Origin of the sequence: Devosia sp. (assembly GCF_017307495.1) — a bacterium.
GTDB lineage: Bacteria > Pseudomonadota > Alphaproteobacteria > Rhizobiales > Devosiaceae > Devosia_A.
The window spans coordinates 226,846-250,650 of sequence record NZ_JAFKHE010000014.1; the positions used below are offsets into that span (position 1 = coordinate 226,846).

General features: G+C 63.7%; 20 protein-coding genes and 4 pseudogenes. 9 read left to right on the forward strand and 15 right to left on the reverse strand.

The features are described 5' to 3' along the window. Positions 1-133 precede the first annotated feature (133 nt). On the reverse strand, positions 134-1,618 hold the full coding sequence (locus J0I99_RS06045) for an MFS transporter (protein ID WP_291390203.1): 1,485 nt from the start codon (positions 1,616-1,618) through the stop codon (positions 134-136). Between the two features lie 1,140 nt (positions 1,619-2,758). Here J0I99_RS06045 and J0I99_RS06050 point away from each other — a divergent pair. From J0I99_RS06050 to terL (J0I99_RS06060), 3 genes are read left to right on the forward strand one after another with little or no spacing between them, the layout of a single operon-like run. Continuing rightward, entirely contained in the window at positions 2,759-4,156 is a 1,398-nt protein-coding gene (locus tag J0I99_RS06050) for a DNA methyltransferase (protein ID WP_291396556.1), read from the forward strand. A gap of 1 nt (position 4,157) precedes the next feature. Next, positions 4,158-4,628: a DUF5681 domain-containing protein gene (locus J0I99_RS06055; protein WP_291396558.1), complete on the forward strand. Its 471-nt coding sequence runs from the start codon at positions 4,158-4,160 to the stop codon at positions 4,626-4,628. Then, on the forward strand, positions 4,621-6,102 hold the full coding sequence (terL, locus tag J0I99_RS06060) for a phage terminase large subunit (protein ID WP_291396560.1): 1,482 nt from the start codon (positions 4,621-4,623) through the stop codon (positions 6,100-6,102). The genes J0I99_RS06055 and terL (J0I99_RS06060) overlap by 8 nt, the downstream gene beginning before the upstream one ends. On the opposite strand, the gene J0I99_RS06065 is transcribed toward terL (J0I99_RS06060), so the two are convergent. Together J0I99_RS06065 and J0I99_RS06070 are read right to left on the reverse strand one after the other, a co-directional pair. Then, a complete protein-coding gene (locus J0I99_RS06065; RefSeq protein WP_291396563.1) occupies positions 6,050-6,361 on the reverse strand; it encodes a hypothetical protein in 312 nt (103 codons plus the stop codon). The two genes, terL (J0I99_RS06060) and J0I99_RS06065, sit on opposite strands and share 53 nt — an antisense overlap. Positions 6,362-6,431: 70 nt before the next feature. Beyond that, on the reverse strand, positions 6,432-7,214 hold the full coding sequence (locus J0I99_RS06070) for a hypothetical protein (protein WP_291396564.1): 783 nt from the start codon (positions 7,212-7,214) through the stop codon (positions 6,432-6,434). 139 nt (positions 7,215-7,353) lie between these two features. Here J0I99_RS06070 and J0I99_RS06075 point away from each other — a divergent pair, with 139 nt between their 5' ends. The 4 genes and pseudogenes from J0I99_RS06075 to terL (J0I99_RS20295) all read left to right on the forward strand — a co-directional run bounded on the left by J0I99_RS06075 (position 7,354) and on the right by terL (J0I99_RS20295) (position 9,601). Then, positions 7,354-7,560 carry a helix-turn-helix domain-containing protein gene (locus tag J0I99_RS06075; RefSeq protein WP_291396566.1) on the forward strand — a complete coding sequence of 69 codons (207 nt, stop codon included), beginning with the start codon at positions 7,354-7,356 and terminating at the stop codon, positions 7,558-7,560. 235 nt (positions 7,561-7,795) lie between these two features. After that, positions 7,796-8,080, forward strand: a pseudogene (locus tag J0I99_RS06080) (ABC transporter permease subunit); the annotation flags it as partial. Next, positions 8,080-8,927: pseudogene (locus J0I99_RS06085) on the forward strand (ABC transporter permease). The pseudogenes J0I99_RS06080 and J0I99_RS06085, both read left to right, overlap by 1 nt. A gap of 263 nt (positions 8,928-9,190) precedes the next feature. After that, positions 9,191-9,601: a phage terminase large subunit gene (gene terL / locus J0I99_RS20295; RefSeq protein ID WP_367115355.1), complete on the forward strand. Its 411-nt coding sequence runs from the start codon at positions 9,191-9,193 to the stop codon at positions 9,599-9,601. Between the two features lie 286 nt (positions 9,602-9,887). Here terL (J0I99_RS20295) and J0I99_RS06090 read toward each other — a convergent pair whose 3' ends face one another. From J0I99_RS06090 to J0I99_RS06125, 8 genes are all read right to left on the reverse strand, one after another. After that, a complete protein-coding gene (locus J0I99_RS06090; protein ID WP_291396568.1) occupies positions 9,888-10,067 on the reverse strand; it encodes a tautomerase family protein in 180 nt (59 codons plus the stop codon). Between the two features lie 48 nt (positions 10,068-10,115). Next, on the reverse strand, positions 10,116-11,120 hold the full coding sequence (locus tag J0I99_RS06095) for an ABC transporter ATP-binding protein (protein WP_291396570.1): 1,005 nt from the start codon (positions 11,118-11,120) through the stop codon (positions 10,116-10,118). Next, positions 11,117-12,160, reverse strand: coding sequence for an ABC transporter ATP-binding protein (locus tag J0I99_RS06100; RefSeq protein WP_291396572.1), 1,044 nt, complete (start codon positions 12,158-12,160; stop codon positions 11,117-11,119). Before J0I99_RS06100 ends, J0I99_RS06095 begins: the two co-directional genes overlap by 4 nt. Then, positions 12,157-13,029 carry an ABC transporter permease gene (locus tag J0I99_RS06105; RefSeq protein ID WP_291396574.1) on the reverse strand — a complete coding sequence of 291 codons (873 nt, stop codon included), beginning with the start codon at positions 13,027-13,029 and terminating at the stop codon, positions 12,157-12,159. The genes J0I99_RS06100 and J0I99_RS06105 overlap by 4 nt, the downstream gene beginning before the upstream one ends. 11 nt (positions 13,030-13,040) lie before the next feature. Then, the gene (locus J0I99_RS06110) at positions 13,041-13,988 is read right to left on the reverse strand and encodes an ABC transporter permease (protein WP_291396576.1); all 948 of its coding nucleotides are present in this window, start codon (positions 13,986-13,988) and stop codon (positions 13,041-13,043) included. A 63-nt stretch (positions 13,989-14,051) separates the two neighbouring features. Further along, on the reverse strand, positions 14,052-15,647 hold the full coding sequence (locus J0I99_RS06115) for an ABC transporter substrate-binding protein (RefSeq protein ID WP_291396578.1): 1,596 nt from the start codon (positions 15,645-15,647) through the stop codon (positions 14,052-14,054). Positions 15,648-15,752: 105 nt separating this feature from the next. Continuing rightward, positions 15,753-16,826, reverse strand: coding sequence for a mandelate racemase/muconate lactonizing enzyme family protein (locus J0I99_RS06120; protein ID WP_291396580.1), 1,074 nt, complete (start codon positions 16,824-16,826; stop codon positions 15,753-15,755). Positions 16,827-16,830: 4 nt separating this feature from the next. Beyond that, positions 16,831-17,928, reverse strand: coding sequence for a LacI family DNA-binding transcriptional regulator (locus tag J0I99_RS06125; protein ID WP_291396582.1), 1,098 nt, complete (start codon positions 17,926-17,928; stop codon positions 16,831-16,833). Positions 17,929-18,044: 116 nt separating this feature from the next. Here J0I99_RS06125 and J0I99_RS06130 point away from each other — a divergent pair, with 116 nt between their 5' ends. Then, a complete protein-coding gene (locus J0I99_RS06130) occupies positions 18,045-19,229 on the forward strand; it encodes a mandelate racemase/muconate lactonizing enzyme family protein (protein ID WP_291396584.1) in 1,185 nt (394 codons plus the stop codon). A 69-nt stretch (positions 19,230-19,298) separates the two neighbouring features. Next, positions 19,299-20,272 (forward strand): annotated as a pseudogene (locus tag J0I99_RS06135) (IS3 family transposase); the annotation flags it as partial. Between the two features lie 34 nt (positions 20,273-20,306). Here the strand turns inward: J0I99_RS06135 and J0I99_RS06140 are convergent. The 4 genes and pseudogenes from J0I99_RS06140 to dgoD form a co-directional block, all read right to left on the reverse strand. Beyond that, positions 20,307-20,854: pseudogene (locus J0I99_RS06140) on the reverse strand (GguC protein); the annotation flags it as partial. A 90-nt stretch (positions 20,855-20,944) separates the two neighbouring features. Beyond that, complete coding sequence (locus J0I99_RS06145) at positions 20,945-21,712, reverse strand: SDR family NAD(P)-dependent oxidoreductase (protein ID WP_291396585.1); 768 nt, start codon at positions 21,710-21,712, stop codon at positions 20,945-20,947. Next, on the reverse strand, positions 21,705-22,625 hold the full coding sequence (locus J0I99_RS06150) for a hypothetical protein (RefSeq protein ID WP_291396587.1): 921 nt from the start codon (positions 22,623-22,625) through the stop codon (positions 21,705-21,707). The genes J0I99_RS06145 and J0I99_RS06150 overlap by 8 nt, the downstream gene beginning before the upstream one ends. Position 22,626: 1 nt before the next feature. After that, on the reverse strand, positions 22,627-23,799 hold the full coding sequence (dgoD, locus tag J0I99_RS06155; RefSeq protein WP_291396589.1) for a galactonate dehydratase: 1,173 nt from the start codon (positions 23,797-23,799) through the stop codon (positions 22,627-22,629). Positions 23,800-23,805 lie beyond the last annotated feature (6 nt).

Consider the following 23,805-nt stretch of genomic DNA (forward strand, 5'->3'; position numbering starts at 1 on the left):
ACGTAGCGTTTCGGCGATGAACGCGGCCGTCTGGGTCGCCGGCGTGGAAAGTTCGGGATGTCGACGCAGGTGCTCGAACCATTGCTCCATCAGGGCTTGGTAAGCGTCCAGCTCCCTGACGATCGCGTTCATGTCACGTCTTCGGCGAAGGCTGGGCGGCGATCCGCCCGTTGGACTTGCCCGGGGGCACGGTCACCACGATCGAAGCCACAGCCGCCACCACCATCACCAGGTTGGCCGCCAACGCGAAGAAAGCCGCCTCGCGGGATGGCAGATTTGCCTGGTTGCCGGCAAAGGTGATGACGCCTTGGATCCATGGCACGCCCTCGGGCTGGCCGGCGATGGCAGTGTAGATAGTGGCCGAGATGGCGACGCCGAACGACGCGCCCAGGGAGGAGGCCATCTTGTAGATACCCGAACCGGCGCCGCTTTGGTCCTCGGGCAGGTTCGACAGCGCCGCGTCGGTCGATGGCGTGGCGTAAAAGGCAAGGCCCAGCCCGAACAACGCAAAGGCGGCCACCGCCAGCACAGTATAGGTGCCCAGCAGCAGGTTTGTGGGCATCAGCAGCAAGATCGACAGACCGACGATGTAAGTGCCCCACAGCATCGGCTTGCGCGGACCGTAACGCTGCAGCAGTTTTTCGCCGACCCGGATGAAGACCAGGATGGTAATGGCGTAGCCCAGCGTCAGCAGCCCCGCTCTTTGCGCCGTCATCCCGCCGCCTTCCTGCAGCACCAGCATGGTAACTATGATGATCCCGGCCGTTGCATTGAGCAGCAGGTTGGAAATCGTTGCGCCGGTGAACGTCAGGTTCCTGAACAGGCGAAACTGCACGAAGGCGTGGGGGTTGTTGCTTTCGACACGGTAGAAGACGACACCGAAGACCACCGCGACCAGCAGCAGCGCCAGCGTCGGCAGGCTGGCCCAGCCCCATGCGGCGCCCTGCGTCGCGAAGATCTGCAAGGCCACCATGGCGACCGTGAAGGTCAACACGCCCGGCAGGTCGAGCCTATAGCCCTCATCCGGGGCCGCCTTGCTTTCGGGCGTGCCGCGCACCATGAGCAGGCCGATCAGCGACACCACCGCGGCTATGATGAAAATCCAGCGCCAGCCAACGTTTTCGGCCATCAGGCCTCCGAACAGCGCCGCGAACCCCGAACCACCCCACGATCCCATCGACCACAGCGAGATCGCGCGCTGCCGTTGGGCGCCATCCCAATAGGCCTTCACCAGGGCCAGCGAGGAAGGCATGACGAACGCGCCGGACAGGCCTTGGCAGATCCGGCCCAGCATCAAGAAGGTGCCTCCCATGGCGCCCGATGGCGCCAGCCCGACGAGAAGGGAGCCGACTATCGAGAGGACGAAGCCCAGAACCAGAATCCTGACGCGACCTACCCGGTCGGCCAGACCGCCGATGACTACGATGAAAATGCCTGAAAACAGCGCCGTGATCGACACGGCGATATTCATGAACGACTGATCCACCTGGAGATCGGCGGCCATGGTCGGAGCAATATTCAGCGTCGTCTGGGCGAACAGCCAAAACGCCAAAACGCCCAGGATGATGCCGTATAGCAACCGCTCGGTGCCGCGGTAGGTTTGCGCCGTTTGCTCCACGATATCCTCCCTTGGCCAAGCGGCACGGGCAAGTCGTGAGCCGACCGTTAGCGGGTTCGGAGCGTCCACCGCAGATTACAGCCCCGCACATGTCATTGTAAACGTGCTGAACCAATGGCGCGGGCCTCGCATGCCGCGAAGGGGTTGCCGAGCCTCGTGTCAAGGTCATGGGAGCCGGGTGCCGGCACTCTGCCCTCCCGTGGTGGGAGTGGGGGACGTTCATCTCGAACTGAGAAGCGCGGGGCGTCCTGTCCCCGGTATCGGTATCCGCGGGCTTGGCATTTTAGGACGCCCACTGGCAATCCTGATGACGACGACGTCTATGACGGCGAGACCGGCGAGTGGCGCCCGCTTCCGATGTGACACGTCTCATTCGGGCCAGGCCGTGCAACCCTCAACTCGGGAATAGTCTGTGGGGGGTGGGTCCATGCCCGGCCCCGTGTGTCTTAACACCTGCTGCAAACCCTGATGTTCTACACTCAAGGCGCACTCTTGCGCTTGTCGCACTCCGCCTTCCAGGCAGGGTCGACATCCTGACAGTGGGACTAGCCCAGCATCAGCTGGGGCATGGCACCACCGCTCAGAAATTGAGCTTAATTTACAGATAGATAAGTGGAGTTGATGGCGGTGCATGTAGTCACGCCAAACCAGTCTCCGATTTCCCTGTTCGGCGGGAGAATACAGGGATTTCTCCCGTTCTCTGGCCTTCTCGTAGCTGGTGAGCCGCCGATCTTCTCCGCTTCTTCAGTGCGTTAGCAGGGGAATTCCCTAAGCCCTGGAACAGGGAATTTTGTCGCTCGATCACCGAATTTCGGGTCCTGAACCCGCCGTGATCAAGGTCGCTGGAACGGCCTAATTTTGAGGATCGCGATCCAGGTGCCCGGCTGCCTTTGCACCGGGGTTCATTTGCTGAGCGCAACGAGTGCTCGCCCTGATCCGGTCGCATCAAGCGATTGTCGATCGCCCCATGAGGGGGTGCCGACTTTTCATTGGAACCCCCAATTCCCTCGTTCGCCCGACGACGGCAATCTTGTTCGCGTCGCTGCTTCTCCCTCGTTCGGAAGTGGCGCGCGACCACCCGGCCACCGCTGTAGTGCCGGCTAAAACAGGAGCGCTCAAGTGCGAAGGACCCAACCACCCGTGCCGAACCGTGCGAACAACAGCCGACAAATCGAATACTGGCCCACCGCAAACTTGCGCCCCGGTCCAAGAATACGAAAGCACCCCGAGGCCCAGATCGAACGCATCCGCGCCAGCATTCGGCGCTACGGCTTTCTGTGTCCGCCTCTGATTGAACCGACCGGCGAGATCATCGCCGGAGTTGCTCGCGTCGAGGCCGCGCGACGGGCGGGCTACGACGAGTTGCCGGTGCTCGTCGCGAGCAATCTGTCCGCCGCCGACATCAGGGCCTACCGCATCGCCGACAATCGACTGGCCGAAATGTCCAGTTGGGACCGCGATGTCCTGAAGCTCGAGTTCGAAGGCATTCTCGAGATCGACAACACCTTCGACCTCCAGTTCACCGGTTTTGACACCGCGGAGATCGACCTGGTCCTCAACCCCGTTTCGTCAGAGGAGCAGCAGGGTCCCGATGACGAGGCCCCTGCCCCGAACGCGATCGCCATCAGTCGCGTCGGGGACGTGTGGAGGCTGGGAGAGCATCGGCTGGTCTGCGGCGACGCGCTGTCTTCCGAGACCTTCGACGTCCTGATGGGCGGCGAGACCGCGCGGCTGGTGCTGAGCGACGTTCCCTACAACGTGCCGGTTGATGGTCACGTGGGCGGGCTCGGCAAAAAACAGCATCGGGAGTTCGTGCAGGCGTCTGGCGAGATGACGCCAGACGAGTTCGAGGACTTCCTGCGCGAGGCCATCGTGGTGATGGCTGCCAACCTGGTGGACGGCGGAGTCGTGGGCTTGTTCATCGACTGGCGCAGCGTCGAGACCATGCTCCGGGTCGGACGTGAGCTTGGGCTAAGGCTGCTCAATCTCATCGTCTGGAATAAGTCGAACGGCGGGATGGGGAGCCTCTATCGCAGCAAGCATGAACTGCTTTGCTTGTTCAAGAAGGGTAAGGCTTCGCACGTCAACAACGTGATGCTCGGCGCCAAGGGGCGGTACAGGACCAACGTTTGGGACTACGCCGGCGTGAACACTTTTGGCGCCGGTCGCATGGCCGACCTCGAGGCGCACCCCACGGTAAAGCCGGTCGCCATGATCGCTGACGCTATCATGGATTTGACCAATCGCAGCGAGTTGGTGATCGACAGCTTCGTCGGCTCCGGCACCACGATTGTCGCCGCTCAGAAGACAGGACGGATCGCTAGGTGCACCGAACTCGATCCCCTCTACGTCGATGTCGCCATTCGACGGTTTAGGTCGCGCTTCGGCATCGAGGCGATTCAACAGGGAACTGGCCTGACGTTCGACACGCTGGCGGTTCAGCGGGCCGAGACCAGCGCGGAAGACATATCCCCGATCGTTGACCGACCCGTTCGCGCTCGCGTGCGCCCGAGCCCCGCATTGGTTGAGGAGGTTTGACATGACCAGTGCTCGTACCAGTGTGGGTGCCACTCCCACTGTTCGCCAGCGGGAGCGGCCCCGACCTTCAACCGAAACCTTGGTTCCGGAGTCCTCGCCTCCCGCGGAACAACCGTATGAGGTTGGCTATGGCAAGCCGCCGAAACAGTCGCAGTTCCAACCGGGCCAGTCTGGCAACCCGAACGGCCGACCGAAAAGGGCAAAGAGTCCATTCACGCTCTTGCGCGAGGAGCTGCGGAGCAAGGTCACCCTGCGTGAGAACGGCAGGGTGACAACAGTCACCAAGCTCGAAGCGATTATGAAGCGGGTCGTTGCTGACACACTCAGCGGAAAGGCCTCCCAGACCAAGCTGCTGTTCGCTCTGTTGCACGTCTTTGAGGCACAGGACGCATCAGTCCCAGAAGATCGCAACCTGTCGCGCTCCGATGAGGAGCTGCTGCACAACCTGCTGAAAGGTTTTGCCGATGAATGAGGTCCTGAAACACCCCCTGCCCGTCGATGATCAGGCGGCTGTGCTCGAGGTGCTGCTCACTCGACGGTTCGACGCCTTCATCGCCAAGACGTTTCAGCACCTCAACAACGATCAGAATCTGAAGCCAAACTGGCTGCTCGGCACGATGGCTTGGCACCTCGACCAGGTCGAGCGGGTCGAACTGAAGCGACTGATCATCAATGTGCCACCGCGGCACCTGAAGTCGATCTCCGCTTCGGTGGCCTTTCCGGCGTTCGTGCTCGGACGGAACCCGGGCACGACCTTCACCCTCGTTTGTTACTCGCAGGAGCTGGGCGAGAAGATGATGCGCGATCTGCGCAGCGTCCTCAGCAGCCCCTGGTTCAGGCGGGCGTTTCCAGAGCTGCGCCTGACCAAGAACACCTCGTCCGAGATTGTCACCGACCGAAACGGTGGTGTGAACATGACCTCGGTCGAGGGCACACTCACCGGCCGCGGCTCCGACATCATCATCGTCGACGATCCGATCAAGCCGGGTGACGTGCAGTCGGAGGCAGAGCGCAAACGCGTCAACGAGTGGTTCTCCAATACGCTGTTCTCGCGCCTCAATGACAAGAAGACTGGGCGCATCGTCGTCGCCATGCAGCGCCTGCACGAGGACGATGTCACCGGCTATCTCACCGCATCGCCCGACCATGGCTGGACGGTGCTGAAGGTGCCGGCCATCGCCGACCTGGACACCCTCCATCCGGTGATCGGTAGGCCGGCGCCGTACGTCCGTGCCGCCGGCAGCGTCATCGACCCTGACCGTGAGGACCACGAAACCCTGGCCCAGCTCCAGCGCGACCTCGGTTCCTTGGTGTTCTCGGCGCAGTACCAGCAGGAGCCGCTGCCGCGCGAGGGCAACCTGGTGAAGACGGTGTGGTTCAAAACCTACACAGCGGACGACCTCACACTGGGCTTCGATGCGATCGTCGCCTCCTGGGATACCGCCTCTGCGGCGAACGACAACAACGACTTCTCGGTGGGGACCGTCTGGGGCGTGAAGGACAATCGCTACTATCTGCTACGAGTTTACCGCGAGCGGCTCGAATATCCCGACCTCCGACGTCTCATCCTCGAAGTCGCCCGTCGCCATAGCGCCGGGCGCGTGCTGCTTGAGAAAGCCGACAGTGGTCGCAACCTCTATGCCGACTTGATCGAGCGCGACCGACATAACCGCTATCGCACGGTGACCCCGAAAGGCAGTAAGGAAGATCGCCTCGCCGCCTGCTCGGCCATCATCGAAGAGGGCCGGGTCTATTTGCCGGAGTCTGCTGACTGGATGCCCGCATTCCTGCGCGAGATCACCGGCTTCCCCAGCACCCGGCACGACGACCAGGTCGACAGCGTCAGCCAGTTCCTCAACCACATGCGGCGCCAGTCGGGCGGTCGGTTGAAGCTCAGCCCCGAGGGTCGCCCGAAGCTGGAGCGCAAGCGGCTTCGTCCACGCTGAGCAGACCCGCCTGCACTGGCGGTGTGCTGCTGGCCACCGCCCCGCCACTGGCCCTTCTAAATTGCTCGGGCTCAATGCCAGTCAGTTCGACAAACAGGCGCCCAAGCCGTTCGACCCGCTTGTCGTGCGGATGCGGCTCTTGGTCTTCAAGACAGTCGATGAGCTCCAGGATGGTCGAGGGCCGCAATTCGCTCTCGCGCAGAATGATCCGGTCGCGATGGGCGGCGTAGTACCGCGCATTAGCTTCGCGCTTATTCATCTCATAGTCCCTGGCGCGCGGTCGTGCGTGGGCGAGGAATTTCGCCCACGCCGATCCGACCTCCCGCCGGTCACTGGCCCAACCGCTCCACCGCCTCAGCCCAGTTGAACGGGAGCGGATACGGTCCGACGTACCAGCTGGTCATCACCGGGTTCCCCTCCACGTCGCCGTAAGAGGCGAGCTTGATGTGCTCTTTGGTGTTGCTCTCAAGGGGTGCGAACGTGGGCTGTCCGTCCTTGTTGGCCACCACGAAGATCATCGGGTCACTGAAGAACCCATCGAGGAAGCCGCCACCGGCGAGGGTGCAGCCGGTCAGGCGGAACCCGTCGAACATGTCGGACTTGCAGTTGACGTTCGTGTACGGCCTGCCGTCAAAATTCTTGAACAGCTCTCGGTCGTTCATCTTGATGTAGAAGAGCATCAGCGCCTCTTCGACCTTTTTGGCATCATCGCTGGTCGATGCCTTCACGTCGGCCTCGTCGATGGTCACCCAGCCGCGCCACAGCGCCTCGCACCGCTGGCCCCAAGATTCACTTATCGCGATGGGCTCCCACTCGGTGTAGGGCGCGCCGAGGTCTTTCTCGATCTGGGTGTAGTTTTCGGCCTGACGCGCCCGGATCCACTCACCCTTTTCATCGGTGCCGGAAATCCCGAACTTCCTGTCGGCCTCGCGGATGGCGGCGAGGTAGCGCTGCTGGCCGTCGCAGTAGAGCTTCAGAGCATCAGGCCCGAACTCTTCGGCCACCGCCGGGGCGCCGACACCCGCCGCGGCCAGGACCGCGAGGGCGGCCACGACGCCCAAGTGCTTTCGTGCCGGCGTGGCCTCGGTATTGGTGAGCTGTCCGTAAGCCATTGGCTTTGTGCGCAAAACTGATCTCCAATCAGGTTCGGTTTGATGACGAACACTGATGAGACTCATAGGCTACAAGTCAACTCGAAATGAGACTCATCGGCTGTAGATTGATCGGCTACATCCGCATTGGCTCCTGGGCATGGAGCTCCGACGAATCTTTGCGACGAACATCAAGCGGTTGCGCAAGGAACGCGGCATGTCGCAGGAGGACCTGGCGTTCGAGTCAGGACTGCACCGGACGTATATTTCCGGGATCGAGCGCGGCATCCGAAACGTCGGGCTCGACAATATCGGGGTCATAGCTGCGGCCCTGAAGGTGGCGCCGGAAGCATTGCTCCGCGCCTGAGGCGGAGCACCGAATATCTACCTAATCAGTCACGGCGGAGAGGGAGTCAGGACGTAGCAGGCTGTTACTGCGGCTCTCCGGGCATGATGCTCGGCGGACAGACAGGCGGACAGACGGTTGCCCCAGTATGCGGTAGGTGACCGCTTCTGGCCGATATCGTTGATTTAGGCGGCGATTTGGCGGCGTTCGCTGCCGTGAGTAGCCCGGCGGCTGGTGGGTGAGGCCGGGAGCCGGCTGGCGCGCGGTCGTGGCGCGCCATGCCCTGCCGAACGCCTCAATTCCAAACGTGACCACCATCGGCTTCATGGTTGGCGGCCTGCTCGCCAGCGCGGTCGTGGTTGAAAGTGTGTTCAGCTGGCCCGGGCTTGGTCAGTTGATCGTCACCTCGGTCGCGGCGCGCGATGTGTCGGTGGTCCAGTGCGTGCTGCTGCTGGTCGCCACGACCATGGTTATCTCCAACATGACCGTCGACATTCTCTACAGCGTGCTCGATCCCCGAATTCGCGGAGGCGACGAGTAATGGTTGACGTATCTCCCGTGGCAACGCCGGCAAACTTGAAGCGACGGCGCCCGATTCCGCTCAGCGTTGCTCTCGCCATGGGCTGGGTCGCGCTGATGGTATTCATCGGCATCTTCGCAGACGTGCGCCCTTACAGCATCACGCAGATCAATCTTGCGGCGCGCCTTTCGCCGCCCCTCGGGTTCGGGGGCACAACCGTCCACATCCTGGGAACGGACGAACTCGGACGGGACCCGCTGTCGCGCCTGATGACTGCCATCCGCATCAGCCTGATGATCGCCTTCGGTGCGACGGTACTGGGCGTGATCCTGGGCGGATTGCTGGGGCTTCTCGCCGCACATTTCCGGGGGATGTTCGAGCAGGTGACGCTGGTCCTCATCGACGTGCAGGCCGCCTTGCCCTTCCTCGCGCGTGATCCTCATTTGCCTGCTCGGCCTCTATGGCTGGGAGCGGCACGCGCGACTGGCACGCGGTCTCGCGCTTTCGGCCAACACCCAGGGATATCTGCTGGCGCTGCGCCAGCTGGGGGCGAGCCCGCTGCGGGTATATGTGCGGCACCTGATCCCCAACATCTCGGCGACGATGATCGTCTCCGCCACTCTGGCCTTCCCGGAGGTTTATCTTGGCGGAAAGCGGCTTGTCGTTCCTGGGACTGGGCGTGCAGCCGCCGATGACCAGCCTCGGCAGCATGGTCGGGTACAGCCGCTCCTACATTAGCAACGCCTTCTGGATCATGCTGTTTCCCAGCACCATCATCGTGGTGACCACGCTCGCGATCAGCCTGATCGGCGACTGGATGCGCGACCGTTTCGATCCGACCTATGGCGGCCCCCATGTCAATAGTTGATGGCGGGCCGACGATGAGCGCGCGGATGTGCTGTGCATCGGCGATCTGGACGTTGACATGATTGTCGATGTCCCGGCCATGCCCGGCTTCGACCAGAAGATTTCGGCGTTCGGCCAAGGGCTTAGGCCGGGGGCATGGCTGCCAATGCTGCGGTCGCCATCGCCCGCTTCGGGCTGGTCAGCCGCCTCGTCGCAGTGGGATGGCGGCCACCGTGCTGGAATAGTCGAAGGCCATGACGCGGCGGCTGCCCTATCGCGAACGCCTTGAATACCCTTCTGCTGCGTCGGCGAATCCTGAAGGTTGTCGACAGACATCGAACGGGACGTGTCCTGCTCGAGCGCGCAGACAGTGGCCGCAACCTCTACAGTGACCTACGCGAGCTTGATACGCTGGGCCGCTATCGGACGGTCAATCCGAAAGGCAGCAAGGAAGATCGTCTCTCAGCCTGCTCGGCCAGCATCGAGGAGAGGCGAGTGTACTTGCCAGAGTCAGCCGAATGGCTGCAGGCCTTTCTCAGCGAGATTGCCGGCTTTCCCAACGCGCGGTATGACGATCAGGTAGATAGTCTCAGCCAGTTCCTCAACCACATGCGCCACCAACCGAAGGGCCGACTAAAGATTACCGCTGAGGGTCGGCCAAAGTTTGAGCGAAAGCGACTGAGGCCGCGGACCTAGCTGATGGTCCAGCCCGTCTGGCGGAGGACGCGCTCGCGCATATCCTCGCCATTGAATGACAACCCTTAATGGCTGGCTCCCATCGGGGAATCATGAGCGGCCACTCGGTACGTTTGCCGCTGATCTGAAGCTACCGCAACGAGGTTATCCGAAAGTTGAGCTTCGGTGGGCGGTAAAAATCGCGCCTGGGGCGTAGCACATTCCCCGGGGCACCAATTGGGTCGGGGCATCAGCAAGTCAACAAGCCCAACTTACGACATCCGGGACAGCCGCCCCCAGGCGACGTTCACCTGTCGGCCTCGAGCCTGCCACTGCTAGCCCAATCGTGGCGCTCGACGTCCTGGAAGACGACGTCGACGACGTCGGGCGCGCATTTCAGGATGCGTGCCGCCTCGCGCGTCACGACCTCCGCGAACTCGCGCTTCTGGGCGATCGTACGCCCCTTAAGAAGTTCAACCCTGATCATTGGCATGCAGCACCTGCCCTTCCGGCTTTGTCCAGGCGTGAAACTCTTCTACCCGAGTTGCGCCGTCCAGAGAGCCCGAGTTCCAAGCTCCTCGGCCCGATGGCATGCGACCAGGTGACCCGGCGCAACCGGGTCCAGTGGGGGATCCGATTGGGCGCACCGGTCGACCGCCAGTGGACAGCGGTTGCGAAAGCGGCAGCCGGTGGAGATCGCGCCCGCTTCCACCTCGCCCTGCACGGCAGGTGCGTTGTTGCGGCGGCGGGGATCGGGGACCGGGCTCGAACTCATCAGGGCACGCGAATAGGGGTGGCGAGGCGCGGCAAAGAAAACCGCGGCCGGCGCCTGCTCGACGATCCGCCCCAGGTACATGACGCACACGGTGTCGGCGATGTGGTCGACCAGCGCCAGGTCGTGCGAGATGAAAAGGTAGGACAGTCCGAGATCGCGCTGCAGATCGAGCAGCAGGTTGACGATCTGCGATCGCACCGAGACATCGAGGGCAGAGACCGGCTCATCGCAGACGATGAGCCGGGGTCGGGTCGCGATCGCCCGTGCGATGCTGACGCGCTGGCGCTGTCCGCCCGACAGTTCGTGCGGGAAGCGCCCGGCGATCTCGGGTCCGAGTCCGACACTGCTGAGAATCTCGGCGACGCGTTTCCGGACGGCTGTGGCGCTCGCCAGCCGGTGCACGCTCAACGGTTCGGCGACCAGCGAGCCGACCCTGAAATGGGGCGTCAACGAGCCGTATGGATCCTGAAAGACCATCTGTACATCGCGGCTGAACCGAAGTCGCTCGCTTCGACTCCTTATCGAGATTGGGCGTCCGTCGAACACCAGTTCGCCGGCGTCGGCAGTCTCCAGTTGGGTAACGAGCTTGGCCAGGGTCGACTTGCCGCATCCCGATTCCCCCACGATGGCCAGCGTCTGGCCGGGGACGAGCTGGATCGAGACGTCGTCCACCGCCGTGATCTGGCGAACGGCTCCGGCGCTCCGCAGGCGATACCGCTTGCGCAAGCCACTGGCCTGCAACAGCGGCGGGGCGGGTGTGCTCATGTGACTGCGTCCCGGCAAGCGAAGCGGTCCGCTAGTTCCTGCCAGCGGTGGCAACGCACCGAGCGTCCCGAAGTTGTAGCCTCAAGCATCGGTGCCCTTCGACCACAGATATCGACTCTGAAGGCACAGCGATCGGCGAACGCGCAGCCCTGCCGCGGAGCGGCCGGCGACGGCACGGTGCCCTCGATCGAAGGCAGGTGCGACTTGCGGGCCGCGTTGCCGCCGCGCGGCAGGGAATCGAGAAGCCCGCGGGTGTATGGATGATGCGGCATGGCGAACAGCTCGTTGACCCCGGCGACCTCGACCAGTTCGCCCGCATACATGACTGCAACGCGCTGCGCGGTCTGGGCGATCACGCCCAGGTCGTGCGTAATGAGCAGGACCGACATCCTCTGTTGTTCCTGCAGCCTGACGAACAGGTCAAGAATCTGCGCTTGGATGGTTACGTCCAGCGCCGTCGTCGGCTCATCGGCAATGAGCAGCTCGACCCGACCACAGATGAGGGCCATGGCGATGGCGACGCGCTGCCGGAGTCCTCCAGACAACTGGTGGGGATACTGGGCAAGCCGTTCACCGGGAAGATTCACCCCCACCAGATCGAGCATCTCGATGGCACGCGCGGTCCGCGCCGCGGAACCAATCTCGGGGCGGTGCACCTCGAGTACCTCGGTCAACTGGCGGCCGATGCGCAGGGCTGGATTGAGGCTGGTCATCGGCTCCTGGGGGACCAGCGCCATGCGATCGCCGCGCAGTTGCCTCACCTCGGACGGGGGCACGCGCCGCAAGTCGCTGCCGCTGAAGGCGATCTTGCCCTCCAGAACTTCCGCCTGCCGCGGCAGGGTTCCCAGGATCGCCCGGGCGAAGATCGACTTGCCGCTGCCGGACTCGCCAACGAGGCCCACAATCTCGCCGTGCCCCACGCTCAGGTCGACACCGCGGACAACCTGAACCGGACCAGCGCGGTGGCGGAACGCGATGGTCAGGTCGCGGACGTCGAGGACCGGAGAAGCCGTCAGGACTGCGGACGCATCGGAGATCATTGGCCGGCCGCCCTCGAACGCGGGTCGAGCATGTCGCGCAGACCGTCACCGATAAGATTGAGACTAAGGACGGCGAAAGTGATGATAGCGCCCGGCGCGATCATCATCCAAGGCGCCGTACGGATGTATTCGCGGGCCCCACTGATCATGCCGCCCCAGGTCGGCGCGGGTGGCGGCGCGCCGAGACCGAGAAAGCTAAGGCCGGCCTCCACTAGGATGGCGGAGGAAAAGCCCAGCGACAGCTGCACCATGGTTGGTCCGATGGCGCGGGGAAAGATGTGCAGGGCCAGAACGCGCAGATCGCTTGCGCCGAGCGAGCGTGCCGCCTGCACGAAGTCTGCGTCGCGATACTCGATGACCGCAGCCCGCACCGTGCGGATGACGCGGGGCACGTAGAGCACGAAGACGGCAATGATCACGTTCAACTCGGAGGGCCCGAGCGCCGCGAGGATCATGATCGCGAGCACGACGCCCGGAAAGATTAGCAGCGAGTCCGAGATCTGGCTGACAACGATGTCGATCGCCGGGTACTGGCCCGATACCATGCCCAGCGCCACGCCGAACACAGCGGTCAGGGCCGTCGCGGCGATGGCGATGCGCAACGAGATGCTGCCGCCGACGACCAGCCGCGACAGTTGATCGCGACCGAGTTCGTCGGTGCCCAGCGGATGCTCCCAGCCCGGCGGCTGCAGCTTTGCTGTCGCCGAAATGCTGAGCGGATCTATGGGAACCAGGAGCGGCGTCAGCAGGGTGAAGAGCACCAGCAAGGTCAGCATGGCCATGCCAATGGCCAGCATGGGGTTGCTGGCGACCCACAGGAGCAGACGCTCTCCCAGCGCCGGACGCCGTGGCACACTCGCTAGGCTCACTCGTCCGTCGATCATGCCAGCCGCACCCTCGGATTGAAGTACGCGTAGGCGAGGTCAACCACCAGATTCACCAGGAGAGCAGTCAGGGTCAGGTAGAAGATGCCGCCTTCGAGCGTGGCATAGTCGCGCCGGATGGCGGCCGTGGTGATGAGCTCGCCTAGACCCGGCAGGGCGAACACCTGCTCGATGATCACCGAGCCGCCCAGCCCGAGAGCATAGAGAAGTCCGATGGCGGTGATGATCTGGACCATGGCATTGCGCAGCGCGTGACGGATGATGACGATTCGTTCCGGCATGCCCTTGGCGCGCGCCATGCCGACATACTCGGTCTCGAGGACCTCGAGCATGGTCGAACGGGTCATGCGGACGATCAGCCCGATCTGCGACAGGCTGAGGGCGATGGTTGGTAAGATCATCCGGCTGAGCCAGGGCCAGATCCCTATCTCGATCGGCCGGTACCCGGACGACGGCAGCCATTTCAGCGCGACGGCAACGACCAGGATGAGGACGAAGCCGAGCCAGAAGGGCGGTAGTGCCATGCCGAGGCTCGACAGCACGTTAGCAGAATAGTCGAGCAGGCTGCCGCGCCGAACCGCCGACCAGATGCCCAGCGGGATGCCGATGGCGATGGTAACCAGCAGCGCCAGGACGGTCAGCGAAAGCGTCACCGGCAGGCGCTGCAGCAACACCTCGGCTACCGGCTTGGTGAAGAAAAGCGATTGCCCGAGGCTACCGCTGAGGATCCTGGGCAGCCACTCGACATACTGCACCAGGATGGGCCGATCGTAGCCCAGCTGGCGCGACACTTCCTCGATCTTGGCGGCGTTCACGGACTGCCCCCCTAACAGGGTGGCCACCGGACTGCCGGGCAGCAACCGTGTCAGCACGAAGATCAGCGTCAGGGCGATGAAGAGGGTTGGAACAAATATGACGATACGGCGCAGCGCATAAGCAAGCATCTTCCCTCCCCACGGGAAAAAGGTACGGGCGGCTGCCGCCCGCGCCCCTCGATTCTTCTTGCGCTAGGCGGCGAAGCCCACTCCGTTGAGCGTCAAGTTGCCAAGGGCAAGGTTCCCGTCGGGATCGAGCACTTTCTTGCGCTTGGCGACAAGCCGGTAGGTATAGCCCAGATTGACCATCGCGACCTGGGCATAGAAGGAGCGTTGCAGTTCCTCGCCGAGCTTCTTGCGGACATCAAATTCCGTGGCCGCCGCGAGCTTGCCGAAGATTTCCTCGGTTTCGTCGCTGATAAAGCCCACCTCGGGCGAGGGGAAAGTGCCGTTGAACTCGGGGTGCCATAGCGACGGATCGACCCAATATCCACCGGACGTGTAGATGTTCAGCGCGTCCGGGTCCCGGCGCCGTGCCACCCAGGTGTTGAGGTCGTAGCTGCCGATCTCGAGCTTGAGGCCGGCGCGGCTGGCCTGCTCGACCAGCACCACTGCCACCTTCTCCTGCAGGTCGTTCCCCGAGATCACCTGGATGGTGACGGGTTCGCCCTTGTAGCCGGCCTCGGCGAGGTAGCGCTTGGCCGCTTCGATGTCGCCGGGCTTGTAGAGGTCGGAGCCGGCGTCGGTGTTGTAGGCACTCTCGGGCGCATAGATGCTGGGGTTGGTCAGCGCAAAGGCCGGATCGGACACCGCCACCTTCGCGATTTCGATCGGATCGATGAGGGACTGGATGGCCTTGCGCATGGCAAGGTTCGCCGTCGGACCCTTCTTGTGGTTAAACATCATGTACATCAGGACGCCGGGGCCGTTCTTGATGGCGTCGATGTCGGCGCTGGCGCTGAGGCGCTTATACTCGGTGTCGGGCACGTCGGTGATGACGTCGTACTCCCCGGATTCGAGGCCGGCGACGCGGGTGGTGGACTCGGTGACGATCCAGAAGATGATCTCATCGAAATTGGCGACCTTCTTGCCCGCCTGGTAGTTCGGGGCATCGTCCCGCGCCGCGTAGCCGGCGAACTTGGCGAGCTTGACGTACTGATCTTCCGCATACTCGACGAACTTGTACGGCCCCGTTCCGACCACCTCGGTGAGTTTGCCCGGCGTGGTGGAAGCCTCGGCGATCTCCTTGGGCATGACGACGAACTTGTTCTCGTCCGAGCCCAGCATAAGCAGCAGGAAGCGGCCCATCGGCGAGCTGAAGTTAAGCACGACCGTCAGCGGGTCGGGAGTGTCGATCGAGGTCACGGTGGCGAGGCCGGGACCCTTGGGTCCGACGGTTCGCCAGCGCTCGAGGGACGCCTTCACGTCCTCAGCATCCACTGTGTCGCCGTTGTGGAACTTCACCCCGGAGCGAAGCTTGAAGGTCCATTTCAGGCCATCCGGCGTCGCCTCGACGCTTTCGGCCAGTTCGGGCGCGGCATTGAAGTCCTTTCCGAACCCATAGAGCCCCTCGAAAACGTGCCCCATCACGTGCGGCAGCGGGTGCGAGACCGTCGACTGCCAATCCAGCGTGCTGAGCGGGATATGCAGGCCGATGTTGAGCGTCCCACCTAAGATCGGCGCCGCTTGCGCCAGCGTCCGAGACCCGAGACCGAGCAGCGGCACTGGCAGCATCGATGCTGCGACAGCGCCCGTGAGGCCGGCGACGACATGACGACGATGTACCATTTTACCCCTCCCTGAGTATAACGATATACTTAAACTAGCCGCGAGCTTTCCGGTGTGCAAGCGCAAACTGCGGAGAACGAGGGAATACGACGGGGCTAGGGACGACTAGAGAACCGGCCGGAAGGCCAGTAGGGCATCGTCGTGCAGGCGGATCCCGAGCCCTGGCGCATCGCCGAGCTTCACAGAGCCCGCCGCTACGGCGAAACCGTGTCCCGCTACCGGCCCGTCGACAACCAAAAGATTGTCGAGCCTGGCCGGGAGCGTGTCATGCAGCACCGACGCCAGATGGAGGGCGGCGGCGGCGCCGACAGCTGTCCAGCAACGTGTGGTGGACGAAACGCCTATCGAAGCCGCTTCGGCCAGCGAGACGACCTGCATGGCGGCACGAAGCCCACCAACGCGCTCGATGCTCAAAAGCACGCGGTCAGCGGCACCCAACCGGACAATCTGCCCCATTGCTGCGGCGGATCGAACCGAGCCGTCGAGGACGATCGGGATGGGCAGGGTCTCACAGAGAGTCGCATGGCCGACGAGGTCGGTCTCGGTCAACGGCTGGATGAGGCTGAGGTTGAGTCGCGGCCCCGCGATCAGCAGGCCCTCGATGAAAGTGCGGGCGACTGCGGGGTTGTCGAAGGCCCCGGATGCCTCGATGTCGACCTGCACCGACGGACCGATCCGGCCAATCGCTCCCGACAGCCAACCTGCCGCAGAATCGACACCGTGACTAGCAGCCTGTCGCGTCGGCCCGCCGCGATACTCGAGCACCACGGCAGCGCCGGCCGGTTCCCGATCCGGCAAACTGGTTCCGCTGCCGAGATAGTGCGATAGCGCAATCTCCTCCCGGTAACGTCCTCCTAGCATCGCATGGACGGGGCAGCCGCGGCGCTTGCCGTTGAGGTCGTGGAGTGCAATGTCGAGCGCAGCGAGGACCGGCGGCCCGATCGTAGCGTCCCGGTCGGTCACGGTGGCGATCGCATCGAGGGCGGAGTTGATGTTGCGCCCGTCGACGGCGCCGAGTAGGCGAGCGCTTGATTGCAGCAGCCCGAGTGCGGCAGACTGTGCAGCGGCCTGCGGCAGGCAGATCTCGCCGAATCCGGTCAGGTCGCCGTCGTGCAAGGACGCCAGCAGACCCCTGCCCCCGGCCTCCGCACCCACAATTTCGAACCAGCGAATCTGCACGACTTCAATCCGTCAGATGAGAGCGGGGGTCTGCGGGCGCGACCGTTCGGCCAACAAGTCCGTGGACAGGGGATGGGGCCGCGCGCGGGGCGGCACACGATTGCCGAACCACGAGACGGGTCCGAAGGGTCAACTGGGCGGCGTCCGGGGAGTGACCGCTCCGCTCTAGCTTGGAGACCAGCGCATCGCATGCAAGCTTGCCCATGTAATATCGCTCCTCGCGCAGCGTCGTTATCGCCGGCGAATAGAATCTGGCCCAGTCCGGATCATCGAACCCGACGAGACTGATGTCGCCCGGGATTCGAACGTCATGGTCGCGCAGGCACTCGAGCACTGCCCCCGTCATCGACTCGTTGCATACCAGTATGGCGGTGGGAGGTTCGGTCAGGGAGATCAGGCGGCGCGCCGCGGCATAGGCTTCGTCCCGGCGGTAGTTACCGTAGACAACGAGAGTTTCGTCGGACTCGAGGCCGGCCTCCGCAAGCCCGACGCGATAGCTCTCGAGGCGCAGCCTGCCGCTCTCGAGTTCCAGGTCGCCGGCGACGAGGCCGATCCGGCGATGTCCAAGGCCGCTGAGGTAGGCAACCGCGTCGGCGCCGGCTCGCCGCTCGTCGGTGGCGACGACGGCTGCCCTTTCGCTGCCGACATCGACGTTGACGGTGACGATGGGAAAGCCGGAATCCACCGCCTGCCTGAAGGCGCGCACGTTACGATCGAGAGGTGACGCGATGATGCCGTCGATGCCTCGTTCGCGCATGTCGCGCAGGCAATCCATTTCACGAGCGGGATCGTCGCCGGTATTGGACAGAATGACGCCGTAGCCCGCACGTTTCGCCGCCTCCTCGACGCCTTGGACAAACGTGGTCCAGTGATAGCTGCTGATCTGGCTGATCAGCACCCCGATCGTATTGGTCCGGCGCAGACGCAGCGAGCGGGCCACGCCGTTGGCACGGTAGTTGAGCTTTTTCGCCGCGGCCATGACGCTGGCGCGCGACTTTTCGCTGAACGAGCCATAGCCCCCCAGAACGCGGCTGGCGATGCCGACGGAGACGCCTGCTTCGGCTGCAACGTCCTTGAGAGTGATGGATAAACGCTTAGTCATGCGTCGCGCGCTTGGTTCCGCAGTTAGGTCCGAACCGGCCCTGAGATAACCTGAGGCGGCTAGACGGTCAACGTATATCGTTATATCAGGTTTCGTAACCCGGGTGTTCCTGCAAGATGAAAATCATATCAATCGACTTCTTCCCGCTTACTCTCGAAGCGCCCGGCGACGCAGGAACCGACGCTTCCGCCGACCAGCAGGCAACATTCACGCCCGAGATGCTGGCAGCGCGCCGTTATGCGCCGCCCGAAACGGTGTTCGTCCTCATCAGGACGGACGAAGGACTCGAAGGCTATGGCGACGGGGCCACCCTGCCGCACTATCTTGGCCATGGCATGGGCAGCATGCTGGACTGGCTCGGCCGCTTTCGGAACGTCCTCACCGGCGAGGACCCCCTGAACATCGCCGGCATCCACCACCGCATGGAGGCCGTGGCCAGCATCGGCGTCCCGGGATGCCGGCCGGCCCAGGCGGCGATCGACATGGCGATCTACGACCTGGCGGGCAAGGCCCAGGGCTGCCCGGTCTACGAGCTGCTGGGCGGGAGCTATCGGCAGGAACTGGAACTGCAGACGCAAATGCATGGCCACACGGTCGATCAGTTGCTGGGCGTCTGCAACTATTACGTGGAGCGCGGCTTCACCGGACTGAAGCTGAAGATCGGCTCGCAATTGCGACAGCACGGCTACGCCAAGGCCCTGTTCGATGCCGATGCAGACAAGGTTGCCGGCGTCATGGCGCGGCTTCCGCATCATGTCCAGGTTGATGTCGATGCGAACCAAGGCATCATGAATGCCAAGATGGCGGTGGCCATGTTCGAACGCGTGCGGCGGCAGGCCTTTCACCCGAACATGGCGATCGAACAGCCGCTGCACCACCTTGACCTTGCTGGCCACGCGCAGATCAGGCGGATGCTGCCGTTTCCCGTGGTGCTGGACGAATCGGTAACGTCGCCAACCGCCATGCTGCAGATCGTGCGCATGGAGGCGGCCGACCGCATCGTGCTCAAGCCGAACCGCGTCGGCGGGCTGTGGCCCGCCCGGCGCATCATCGACATCTGCGAAGCGAACGGCATCGGGGTCAGCCTCGACACGATGCCGTTCACCCTGCTCGGCGACACGATGCTGTGCCATCTGGGTGCAACGATCAGGCATCACTTTCCGCTGGATGCTCAGGGTCACACCTTCTTTGCCGGCACGCCGTTCAGCGGCGGTGTGGCGATCCGTGGCGGACGAGCGCATATCGGCGCCGCGCCGGGCCTCGGCGTCGAGGTCGATCCCAACCTGCTTCCGCGCGACTAGAAGCGCCCGCACCGGCTGCGGCGGCCAGTCGGGCATGCCGTTCCCGGCATCAGGCGGTAGGCGGCGTGCTCGATCATGCAGGGGTCGAAGATCAGGGAGCTGTCGGCAGATCCCCAGCATGCGTTTCCCGGTCATGGCCAGATGAAGCCGGAGCAGTTTGAGATCGAGCGGCTGCGCAAGGAAGCGGCGAAGCTGAAGGCGGAGCGCGACATCCTAAAAAAGGCCGCAGCCTTCTTCGCGAGGGAAGTGACGTGAGGTCGCTTTCATCGCGAGGCACCGGGGCATCTGGCCGGTGGCATGGCTATGCGAGGCGCTGGATATCTCCCGGTCGGGTTTCCATGCCTGGCTCAACCGCAGTCCCAGCGCCCGCTCGCGGCAGGACGAAGGCTGGTGACGACCATCGATCGCAGCGTCACGAGCAGCGACCGTACCTAAGGTGCCCGGCGTGTCTGGCACGACCTGCTGGCGGAGGACCGAACTGCGGCCTGCATCGCGTCGAGCGGCTGATGCGGGAGAACGGCCTGCGGGCACGTCCAAGGCGCCGTGGCCTGCCCAGGGATACCGCAAGCGTTCCGCCATCTCCGACAACCTAGACCGCCGAAGGCTGGCTCTACGTTGCCGCTGTCGTCGACCTGTTCTCCCGGCGCGTGGTCGGCTGGGCGATGAAGGCAGAGATGACGGCCCAGCTCGTCACCGACGCACTCCGCATGGCGATCTGGCGGAGAGGCAAGCCCATTAGCCTGCTGCACCACTCCGACCAGGGCAGCCAATACACATCCGAGCAGTTCCAGCGCCTGATGGCCGACCACGGCATCACCTGCTCGATGAGCCGGTCGGGCAACGTCTGGGACAACGCGGCGATGGAGCCCCTCTTCTCCTCGCTCAAGACCGAACGGTGTGCCCGCAAGGTCTACAGGACGAGGGATGATGCCAGGGCGGACGTGTTCGACTACATCGAGCGCTTCTACAATCCGCGCCGGCGACACTCAACGCTGGGCTATCTCAGCCCAGTCGAGTTCGAGGACAAAGCTATGCTAGCTTAACCTCGTGTCCGAAAAATCAGCAGCAGCTCAAGGAGCGGAGTTTGGAGTGGGCGAGGAACAGGTAGTTCACCCGATCGGTCACATGGTCGGAGAACTCGTTGCCGAGCGCGAAGCCGAGCCGGAACAGCGTGCCGTCCTTGCCGACATAATAGATGCCGGCGATCTTGGGCTCCTCGGCTGCGTCCCTGGCGAAGGCCGGCGAGGGGATCGGCTTGCCGGGGCAGCGACGATGTTGCCGTTGCCCTTGTAGAACCATTCTGGCTGCACGCCGACCTGGCCGGGTGCAGGCTTGCCGCCCTCGAGGCCCATCCGGAACATCTTCATTGAGTCGGCCAGCGGTGCCTCGGCGGCCTCCTGGTTCGACTTGTGCATGGCGTCGCGGGTCGAGGCCGAACCGAGGTGGGTGGGGCCGGTGCCGGTGACGTAGAGGTGGGCAGTATCGGGGTGATCGACCGGAGCCAGCAGGCGGCCTTCGGCGGCGATCTTGTTCTTGTCCACGGCAGCGCCGAGGCCCTTCTCGATCACTACTTCCCGCAGGCTCAGGCCGCGCTCGGCTGCTTCGGCCGCGAAGGCATAGACACTGGCAACGCCGGTCACTGTACTGGTGGTACCGTCTTCGGTGGCGCCGACGGCGCGGTTGCCCTTGTCGTCAATGAACTGGATCAGGTGCATCTAGCCGGCGAACCTTGCACCAAGGCCGCCGTCGACGCGCCAGTTTGCGCCGGTCACGAAGCTGGCCTCGTCGGACAGCAGAAAGGCGGCGCAGTTGGCAATCTCCGCCGGGCTGGCGATACGCCCCATCGGGTGTACGTCCAACACCTTCTGACGCATCTCGGGCGGGTTGCGCGCAAAATACTCGGCAACGAGGAATGTCTCGGTCCAGCCGGGCGACAGGGCGTTGACGCGTATCTGGTGCCGTCCGACCTCGAGGGCGAGCGACCGCGTCAAGCCGACGAGACCGGACTTGGCCGCGGCATAGGGGAAATAGCCCGGGAAAGTGTGATCGGCATGGACGGAGGCGATGTTGACGATCGCTCCCTTTCTCGCTGCGATCATTGCGGGCAGTACGACCCGGGCGCAAAGCCATGCCGACTTGAGGTCAACGGACATGAACTCGTCCCATTGCACTTCGGTCATCGTCACCGGATCGGCATTCGAGTTGCGCCCGGCGTTGTTGACGAGGCCGGTCACCGGCCCGAGCTTGGCGACCGCGCCGCGGTGGAAGTCCTCGATATCGTCGGCAAAACGAATGTCGCCGCGGGCAAAATACACCCGGTCGGGCGCATTCAGCGATGCGATGAAGGCCCGGCCGGCTTCCTCCTCGACATCGATGATCGAGACGCCGGAGCCCTCTGCGAGTGCCTTTTCGACAATCGCGGCGCCGATGCCGCGGCTGCCGCCGGTGACGACTATGTGGTGACCTTCAAGGCGCTTAGTCATGCGTGTTGCTCTCGTTTGCTTGTTCGCGGGGACCGACACTCATCGTGGCCATCCACGAGCGGCTTTCACCCACCGCCAGTGTCGCAGGACCGGGAAGGTCCAGCGCCTGGCCGAGGTGATCGACCGGAGCCGTCGTCGGCTCAAGCGCTATGTGGTGGATGTTGCCGGGCTGCGGCCAGCCGCCATAGTTGAGCCAGATGCCAAGGTCTTGGATCGTTCTGTCCCATGCGATCGTCAACCACTTCTCACCATGACCGACGGCAACGTGCCTTCCGGCTAGGCCGGTGGCGTAAAGCTTGGCGGCAAACCGGGACTGAACCGGCTGCACGCGATCGAGAGGTTCCAGGCAATCAGCACTTGGACCGGGCCAGGGCAGCGACGCCTTGATGACGGAAACTCCGTCACGGGCGAGGTGCGTGACCGAAACGGTATCGACGCTATCAAGCACGATGCGATCCCTGTCGCTTACGGCCAGGAGGGCATGCAGCGCCCAGAGATAGGGCAGCGGGGTTCCGCCGAGATTGTCGAGGCGGTAGTCAGCCCGCAGGTGCGGGCCATCGACCCGCAACCGGCGCTCGAACCGAAACTGCGGATCGTCGTAGCGGAGGGTGAGTTCTATCTCGGAGCTGCGGACTACAGTCCACTCGCGGCCCCAGACATCGCCGTGGTCGCGCAGGCGCCGGCCCCAGCTGGTGCCGCTCGCGTCCCAGGGGGACACGGTTGGAAAGCATTCGTCCCAACCGACGCACTCTTCGGCTCGATACTGGGCATCCTCGCCGGTGTTCGGGCTGTATCCGCCCTGGGCCATCCACTCCCGGCCGACTGCCTTGTCGAGCAGGCTTACTACGCGGGCGCCGTAGCTTGGCGATACGGTCACGCGCAGCTGCTCGTTTTCGATCTTGATCGGGTCCATCTCACCAATCCACCACAGTTCCGTCGGCAAGCACGGCGCCGCGGGCATGTAGGATGTCCGGAGCAAAGGGATGCGCCTCGATGACGGATTCGTCGACTTCGATGCCGAGGCCCGGCAAGCTCGGCTTGTCCCATCGGCCGGCGCGCCGCTCGATCGGCCAGCGAACGACGTCGCCATACCAGGGCACGGCTCCCGACATTTCCTCCTGGATGATCACATTGGGGGTCGAGATGCCGAAATGCAGCGCAGCGACTCCGGCGATAGGACCTAGGGGATTGTGGGGGGCAAGGCCGATGCCGGCAGTCTCGGCCATGGCGGCGATCTTCTTGGCTTCCCACAAGCCTCCTGTGTGACAGATGTCGGGCTGCGCGATGTTGAACGCGCGGTGCTTGAGGGCCGGTTCGAACTCGCGTCGGCCGATCAGGCGTTCGCCGGCAGCGATGGGTAGCGGTGATCGACCGGTGATCTCGGCCAGTCCCGCCAAGTCCTCAGGTGGAACAGGCTCCTCAGCAAACATGACGCGATGATCCGCAATCGCACGGATGTAGTCCATAGCAGCATTCACCGAGGCCGGTCGGCCGTGGAAATCCACCATGATGTCAACGTCCTTGCCGACGACAGCGCGCAGGTCGCCAACCATGCGATCGACCCGATCGACGTCGGATGCCTTTGTGACATAGTGACTATAGGGGATGCAGACGATCTTGACCGCGTCGTAGCCGGCCTCAGTCACCTGTTTGCCTAACTCAACGATGGCGTTCGAGGTTGTCGACTCGTAGACCGCGCGCATGTCGCCAAGGCCCAGGTGGGTGTAGGTGCGCAAATGCTCGCGCACGCTGCCGCCGAGCAACTGCCAGACCGGCACGCCGAGGGACCTTCCGAGTATGTCCCACAACGCCATTTCGATGCCGCTGATGGCCGACATGCCGATGACGCCCATCCGCCAGAAGCTGTGGCGCGTCAGGATCTGGAAGCAGTGCTCGATATTGCGCGGGTCCTCTCCGAGCAGCATCGGCTCGAGGTCGGCAATTGCACCGACGATCGCCCTCGTCTTGAACTCGAGCGTGGCTTCTCCCCAGCCGATCAGCCCGGCCTGGTCCGTTTCCACCCGGACGAATACCCAGTTGCGCATCTCTGCGTTGCAGACGCGTGCGGTGATTGAGGTGATCTTCATGGCAGC